The sequence below is a fragment of the Pseudomonas sp. GM24 genome (genome assembly GCF_000282235.1).
Classification (GTDB): Bacteria; Pseudomonadota; Gammaproteobacteria; order Pseudomonadales; family Pseudomonadaceae; genus Aquipseudomonas.
In genome coordinates, this window is the sequence record NZ_AKJR01000118.1 from 1 (window position 1) to 6,634 (window position 6,634).

The following is a 6,634-nucleotide window of genomic DNA, read 5'->3' on the forward strand; positions in this document are numbered from 1 at the left end:
TCAGGTCGATGTAGCTTGAAAGTACAACTCGGTAGGTTCCTTCTCCCTCTGGGAGAGGGCTAGGCGGGCGGCGTTCCGATGAGGGGCTTTTTTCCTGACCCAATAAAAAGGGATCGCTCACCGCGATCCCTTTTTTTATCCCTCCTTAACCGAGGTTCTTGCCCAGCAACGCGTGATACAACTCGCTGTCGCCCAAGATCCCCACCACATGATTGTCATCGTGCAGCACCAGCTTGTTGCCGGTCTGATAACGAATCTGCAGTGCATCACGCATACCGATGTTCGAGTCCACCAGTGTCGGCTTGCGCTCCAGGCCTTCCACCGCTTGCCCTGGTGCCCAGTTCTGCAGGTTCAGCACCGAACCATTTTGCCGTGCGCCTTTGATGGTGTTGCCTTCGGCCAGATCCAGCCACGAATCGCCGCCCGGATCGAGACACACCGAACCATTGATGCGTTTGCACTTGTCCAGCGTTCGCATCAGGCTGCGACCGCAGAGCACATTGAGCGGATTGGTGTGTGCGACGAAGGTGCGCACATAGTCGTCCGCCGGGTTCAACACGATCTCTTCCGGCACGCTGTACTGGATGATCCGGCCGTCTTTCATGATCGCGATGCGGCTACCGAGTTTCAGCGCCTCGTCGAGGTCGTGACTCACGAACACGATGGTCTTGCTCAGCTTGCGTTGCAGTTCCAGCAGTTCATCCTGCAGACCCTGACGGATCAGCGGGTCGAGCGCCGAGAACGGTTCGTCCATCAGCAGAATATCGGCGTCCATCGCCAGTGCCCGCGCCAGACCGACACGCTGCTGCATGCCGCCGGAGAGTTCGTCCGGCTTCTTGTTGCGCCATTGGGTCAGGCCAACCAGTTCGAGTTTTTCATCGACGAGTTTCTTGCGTTCCTTCTCCGGACGGCCCTGCATTTCCAGACCGAAACTGATGTTCTCGCGCACCGTCAGCCACGGCATCAGGGCGAACTTCTGGAACACCATGGCGATGCGTTTGGTGCGCATCATTTTCAGCTCGGCCGGGGTGCAGGAGGCGATGTCGATCTGGCGGTTTTCATGCTCGACGAACAGCTTGCCGCGGCTCACGGTGTTGAGGCCGTTGATGCAGCGCAGCAGGCTCGACTTGCCGGAACCCGACAAGCCCATCAGTACGCAGATTTCGCCTTTGTTGATGTCCAGCGAGGCTTTTTCCACGCCGACGATCTGGCCGGTCTTCTTCAGGATCTCGTTGCGGGTCATGCCCTGATCGAGCAGCTTGAGTGCCTCGCGTGGATCTTTGGAGAAGATTACGTCGACGTCTTCGAAGCGAATTATGCTCATGCGTCACCCCCTACTTTGGCGTCGGGTTGTTTGCAGATACGGTCGAGCATGATCGCCAGCAGTACGATCGCCAGGCCCGCTTCGAAGCCCAGGGCGATATCAGCAGTGTTCAGTGCGTTGACCACCGGTTTGCCGAGTCCGTCGGCGCCTACCAGTGCCGCGATCACCACCATCGACAACGACAGCATGATGCACTGGGTGATGCCGGCTGCGATGCTCGGCATGGCGTGAGGCAGTTCGATCCGTGAGAGCAGTTGACGACGCGAGCAGCCAAAGGCCTTGCCGGCGTCCATCAGTTCTTGCGGGACATCGCGGATGCCCAGGTAGGTCAGGCGGATCGGCGCAGCGATGGCGAACACCACCGTGGAGATCAGGCCTGGCACCACACCCAGCCCGAAGAGGGTCAGGGTAGGAATGAGGTAAACGAAGGTCGGTACGGTCTGCATCAGATCGAGTACCGGACGCATGACCGTGTAGAACATCGGTTTGTGCGCGGCGACGATGCCCAGCGGCACGCCGATGACCACGCAGACCAGGGTCGCGAACATGACCTGGGCGAGGGTTTCCATGGTCTCCTGCCAGTACCCCAGATTGAGGATCAGCAGGAAGGAGGCGATGACGAACGCGGTCAGGCCCCATTTACGCTGAATGAAGTGAGCGAGTAGTGCGATCAGGCCAATCAAGACCAGTGGGTTGAACCAGGTCAGCGCAAACGTCACGCCGTGGATCATCGTTTCCAGGGTCACGGCGATTGCGTCGAAGGTGTTGGCGCCGTGTTGCGTCAACCATTCAACGAAGCCCGCGATGTACTGGCCTAAAGGTATTTTCTGATCAATCAGCATGGTAGTGAACGTCCGCATGCAAGGAAATAAACAGCCCGGGCGGGCGAACCCGCCCGGCATAAGCGATTACTGAAGCTTGGCTTTCACGGCCTCCAGGCCAGGTTTACCGTCAATGGTGGTCACGCCAGCGAGCCAGGTATCGAGCACTTGTGGATTCTTTTTCAGCCAGGCCTTGGCGGCCGCGTCAGGCTTCATCTTGTCGTCGAGAATGTTGCCCATCAGTTCGCTTTCCATGTCGACGGTGAACTCCAGGTTCTTCAGCAACTGACCAACGTTGCTGCATTCCTCGGCGTAACCCTTGCGGGTGTTGGTCGCCACGGTTGCAGCACCGAAATCGGGGCCGAAGAAATCATCGCCACCGGTCAGGTATTGAATCTTGAAGCGCTTGTTCATCGGGTGCGGCGCCCAGCCGAGGAAGACCACCGCTGTGTCGCGTTTTTGCGCGCGATCCACCTGCGAGAGCATGCCCGCTTCCGATGATTCGACGACTTTGAAACCGGCGGTCTTCAGGCCGAAGGCGTCCTTGTCGATCATGCTCTGGATCAGACGGTTGCCGTCGTTGCCAGGCTCGATGCCGTAGATCTTGCCGTCGAGCTCTTTCTTGAATTTGGCGATGTCGGCGAAGTCATGCAGACCTTTGTCATACAGGGCTTGCGGCACGGCGAGGGTGTATTTGGCGCCCTTGAGGTTGGTGCGCACGGTTTCCACGGTGCCCGCGTCGCGGTAGGCCTTGATGTCGTTTTCCATGGTCGGCATCCAGTTACCGAGGAACACGTCCATGTTCTTGCCATCGGCCAGCGACTTGTAGGTCACGGGCACGGAGATCATGGTGGTCTTGGTCTTGTAGCCGAGGGCGTTGAGCACGACGGAGGTGGTGGCGGTGGTGGCGGTAATGTCGGTCCAGCCGACATCAGAGAAGTTAACGGTACTGCACTGTGCCGGTTCTGCAGCTTGCGCCAGTAACGGCAGACTCAGCATGGCGGCCAACAACAACGACGGGGAACCTTTCATGGATGGACTCCTTGGTGTTTTTTTTGGCAGTGTTCCGACTGTGGACCACCGCACTTATAGGTTGCGGTTGGATGGCGTTCTGGAGACAGCTCTACCACGGCGCCTTGCAATCGAGTCATAACGATCATGTACCAGTGAAAATCTGACGCCTACAGGGGGGGTCGTATCCAGTACAGGGATGGTCGCATCCAGTGTCAGTGACGTCGCTTACAGCTTTTTTCAGCCCCGAATGGCCATCTGAACCGTACAAAAACGGCGAAAAACCGGGGCGAAAACGGCGCGGCGCTGGTGGACATGAGTGCGTCGGTGTCAGACGCCGTGCGTCCGGACAAAAGCCTGATGATGCGGGCATTCCGGCGGATCGCAGCTTGAGCGTAGCAGCTCCGCCAGCGGGCGCTTTTGCGTCCCGGACCGGCATCCTCAGGAGCTCTGCAGCAATGGCTATCAGTGTTTTCGACCTGTTCAAAATCGGCATCGGCCCTTCCAGTTCCCACACCGTCGGACCCATGCGCGCCGCGGCGTTGTTCGTCGAGTCGCTACGGGACAAGCACCAACTGGAACAGGTGCGCCGTATAGAAGTGCAATTGTTCGGGTCGCTGTCTGCTACCGGTATCGGTCACGGCAGCGACAACGCGGTGATCATGGGCTTGATGGGCGAGTGGCCGGACGCAATCGACCCGTCGCAGATCGGCCCGCGCATCCAGGCCCTGCGTGAAACTCATACCCTTCTATTGGATGGTCGTTTGTCGGTGCCGTTTGTCTGGGCGCGGGACATGCGCCTGATCGACGAGAACCTGCCGTTCCACCCCAATGCCATGACGATTGTGGCCGAGGGCGATCACGGCGAACTGCACCGCGACACCTACTATTCGGTGGGCGGCGGTTTTGTCGTGGATCAAGCGCAGGCGTCCAGCGGCGTCGTTGATCTGGATCGCACTGAATTGCCCTACGACTTTTCCAGTGCGGTTGAATTGCTGGAGCTGTGCAAGAACAACAACCTGCGCGTCGCCGAACTGATGATGGCCAACGAAAAAGTCTGGCGCAGCGAGGAAGAAATCCGCGCCGGGCTGATGAAGCTGTGGCGGGCGATGCAGGATTGCGTCGAGCAGGGTTTGAAACACGAAGGCATCCTGCCCGGCGGATTGAATGTGCGTCGGCGCGCGGCGAAGTTGCATCGCAGTCTTCAGGAGTTGGGCAAACCCAATGTGATCGGCTCGACGCTGAGCGCGATGGAGTGGGTCAATCTGTTTGCGTTGGCTGTTAATGAAGAAAACGCGGCCGGCGGGCGCATGGTCACGGCGCCGACCAATGGCGCTGCGGGAATCATTCCGGCGGTGCTGCACTACTTTATGAAGTTCAGCGAAGCGGTGACGGACGCCAACGTGGTCGACTACTTCCTCGGTGCGGCGGCGGTGGGGATTCTGTGCAAGAAGAATGCTTCGATCTCGGGCGCTGAGGTGGGCTGTCAGGGCGAAGTCGGTTCTGCCTGCGCGATGGCGGCGGCGGGGCTGGCGGAGATTCTTGGCGCCACGCCGGAGCAATTGTGCAACGCGGCGGAGATTGGCCTGGAACATAACCTTGGGCTGACCTGCGATCCGGTCGGTGGCCTGGTGCAAGTGCCGTGCATCGAGCGCAATGCGATCGCCGCCGTGAAGGCGATCAACGCGGCGCAGATGGCTTTGCGGGGGGATGGTCAGCACTTTATTTCGCTGGACCGGGTGATCCGCACCATGCGTGATACCGGAGCTGACATGCATGACAAATATAAAGAGACATCGCGTGGTGGGTTGGCGGTCAGCGCGGTTGAGTGCTGAGACCGCGTTGCCCCAATCGCGAGCAGGCTCACTCCTACAGGGGAACGCGTTCCAATTGTAGGAGTGAGCCTGCTCGCGATAGCGTCAGACCAGTCAAAACTGCTCACCAAGTGAACACGGACAATAAATCACGCCACCTTTTAGCGCGTCGCAAACAGATAAGAGTCTTTCCCACCTGTTACATACGATCCGCGCCCTGACCGTCCGTCACCCGTGCTTGCGGTGACACTCCCCCCAAACCGCGCGCAGGCCAGTTCCCACAAGTGCTACCGATTTGCTCACACGCTGCGGGGCAGGGCTTTCAGCCACGCTGATGGCACTTCGAAATACCTTTTGTCGGACGTCTCGTATAGACACGTCGCGACGTCGTTTTCAGGAGTTATTGAACGGCCATCCAATTTTAGGCATGGCAATTGCTCTGTCATAACAAAGCCCGTCTCCCACGCGAGAACGCTGGCAATAACAAGAGCCTCCGCCTGAGGCCATCACCCGCTTTGTGTGAGGAGATACCGCGATGACGTCGTTCAACTCCGGGGCCCAACCCCAGAACCGTGCGCCTCAATCCATCGGCTTTCTGCTGCTGGACAATTTCACGCTGATTTCTCTGGCCTCCGCAGTAGAACCTCTACGCATGGCCAACCAATTGTCCGGTCGCGAGCTGTATCGCTGGAGCACCCTCACCGTCGATGGCGGCCAGGTGTGGGCCAGTGACGGTCTGCAAATCACTCCCGACGCGTCCATGCACAAAGCGCCACCGCTGGACACCGTGATTGTCTGCGGCGGTATCGGCATTCAGCGTACCGTGACTCGTGAACACGTTTCCTGGCTGCAAAGCCAGGCGCGTCAGTCCAAGCGCCTTGGCGCCGTGTGCACCGGCAGTTGGGCGCTGGCCTGCGCTGGCCTGCTCGACGGTTTCGATTGCAGCGTGCACTGGGAATGTCTGGCGGCGATGCAGGAAGCTTTCCCGCGCGTGGCCATGAGCACTCGCTTGTTCACCCTCGACCGTAACCGTTTCACCAGCTCCGGCGGCACCGCGCCGCTGGACATGATGCTACACCTGATCAGCCGCGATCATGGTCGCGAACTGTCCGCCGCGATCTCGGAAATGTTCGTCTACGAACGTATCCGCAATGAACAAGATCACCAGCGTGTGCCGCTCAAGCACATGCTCGGCACCAATCAGCCGAAGCTGCAGGAAATCGTCGCGCTGATGGAAGCCAACCTCGAAGAGCCGATCGACCTCGATGAATTGGCGGTGTACGTCGCTGTGTCGCGTCGACAGCTGGAGCGGTTGTTCCAGAAATACCTGCACTGCTCGCCGTCGCGCTATTACTTGAAGCTGCGTCTGATCCGCGCCCGGCAATTGCTCAAGCAAACGCCGATGTCGATCATCGAAGTGGCGTCGGTGTGTGGTTTCGTCTCGACGCCGCACTTCTCCAAGTGCTACCGCGAATACTTCGGCATTCCGCCGCGTGACGAGCGCGTAGGTTCCAACACCACCCAGCAAGTGGCGATGCTGCCGCTGCCGCAGGCGATTGTGATGTCGCCGCTGTCGGGGCCGATGTCGGCGTTGAGTCAGGCGCGTAATGAATCGACGTTTGCCAGCGTAAGGCTGTAAGGCAAAAGATCGCAGCCTGCGGCAG

At 59.2% G+C, this 6,634-nt stretch carries 5 protein-coding genes; 2 read left to right on the forward strand and 3 right to left on the reverse strand.

What is annotated here, in order from left to right; genetic code table 11:
• Positions 1-145: 145 nt before the first annotated feature.
• The 3 genes from choV to PMI23_RS14830 form a co-directional block, all read right to left on the reverse strand.
• A complete protein-coding gene (choV, locus tag PMI23_RS14820; RefSeq protein ID WP_007918297.1) occupies positions 146-1,324 on the reverse strand; it encodes a choline ABC transporter ATP-binding protein in 1,179 nt (392 codons plus the stop codon).
• Positions 1,321-2,166, reverse strand: a complete 846-nt coding sequence (gene choW / locus PMI23_RS14825; RefSeq protein WP_007918299.1) for a choline ABC transporter permease subunit — start codon at positions 2,164-2,166, stop codon at positions 1,321-1,323. Before choW ends, choV begins: the two co-directional genes overlap by 4 nt.
• 66 nt (positions 2,167-2,232) lie before the next feature.
• The gene (locus PMI23_RS14830; protein ID WP_007918300.1) at positions 2,233-3,177 is read right to left on the reverse strand and encodes a choline ABC transporter substrate-binding protein; all 945 of its coding nucleotides are present in this window, start codon (positions 3,175-3,177) and stop codon (positions 2,233-2,235) included.
• A 437-nt stretch (positions 3,178-3,614) separates the two neighbouring features.
• Between PMI23_RS14830 and PMI23_RS14835 the strand changes: the two genes are divergently transcribed.
• On the forward strand, positions 3,615-4,991 hold the full coding sequence (locus tag PMI23_RS14835) for an L-serine ammonia-lyase (protein WP_007918301.1): 1,377 nt from the start codon (positions 3,615-3,617) through the stop codon (positions 4,989-4,991).
• A gap of 514 nt (positions 4,992-5,505) precedes the next feature.
• Entirely contained in the window at positions 5,506-6,609 is a 1,104-nt protein-coding gene (locus PMI23_RS14840) for a GlxA family transcriptional regulator (protein ID WP_007949927.1), read from the forward strand.
• The last annotated feature ends 25 nt before the right edge of the window (positions 6,610-6,634 follow it).

Coding starts and splice junctions, on each gene's coding strand:
- choV (WP_007918297.1), bottom strand. CDS start 1,324: ATGAGCATAATTCGCTTCGAAGACGTCGACGTAATCTTCTCCAAAGAT.
- choW (WP_007918299.1), bottom strand. CDS start 2,166: ATGCTGATTGATCAGAAAATACCTTTAGGCCAGTACATCGCGGGCTTC.
- PMI23_RS14830 (WP_007918300.1), bottom strand. CDS start 3,177: ATGAAAGGTTCCCCGTCGTTGTTGTTGGCCGCCATGCTGAGTCTGCCG.
- PMI23_RS14835 (WP_007918301.1), top strand. CDS start 3,615: ATGGCTATCAGTGTTTTCGACCTGTTCAAAATCGGCATCGGCCCTTCC.
- PMI23_RS14840 (WP_007949927.1), top strand. CDS start 5,506: ATGACGTCGTTCAACTCCGGGGCCCAACCCCAGAACCGTGCGCCTCAA.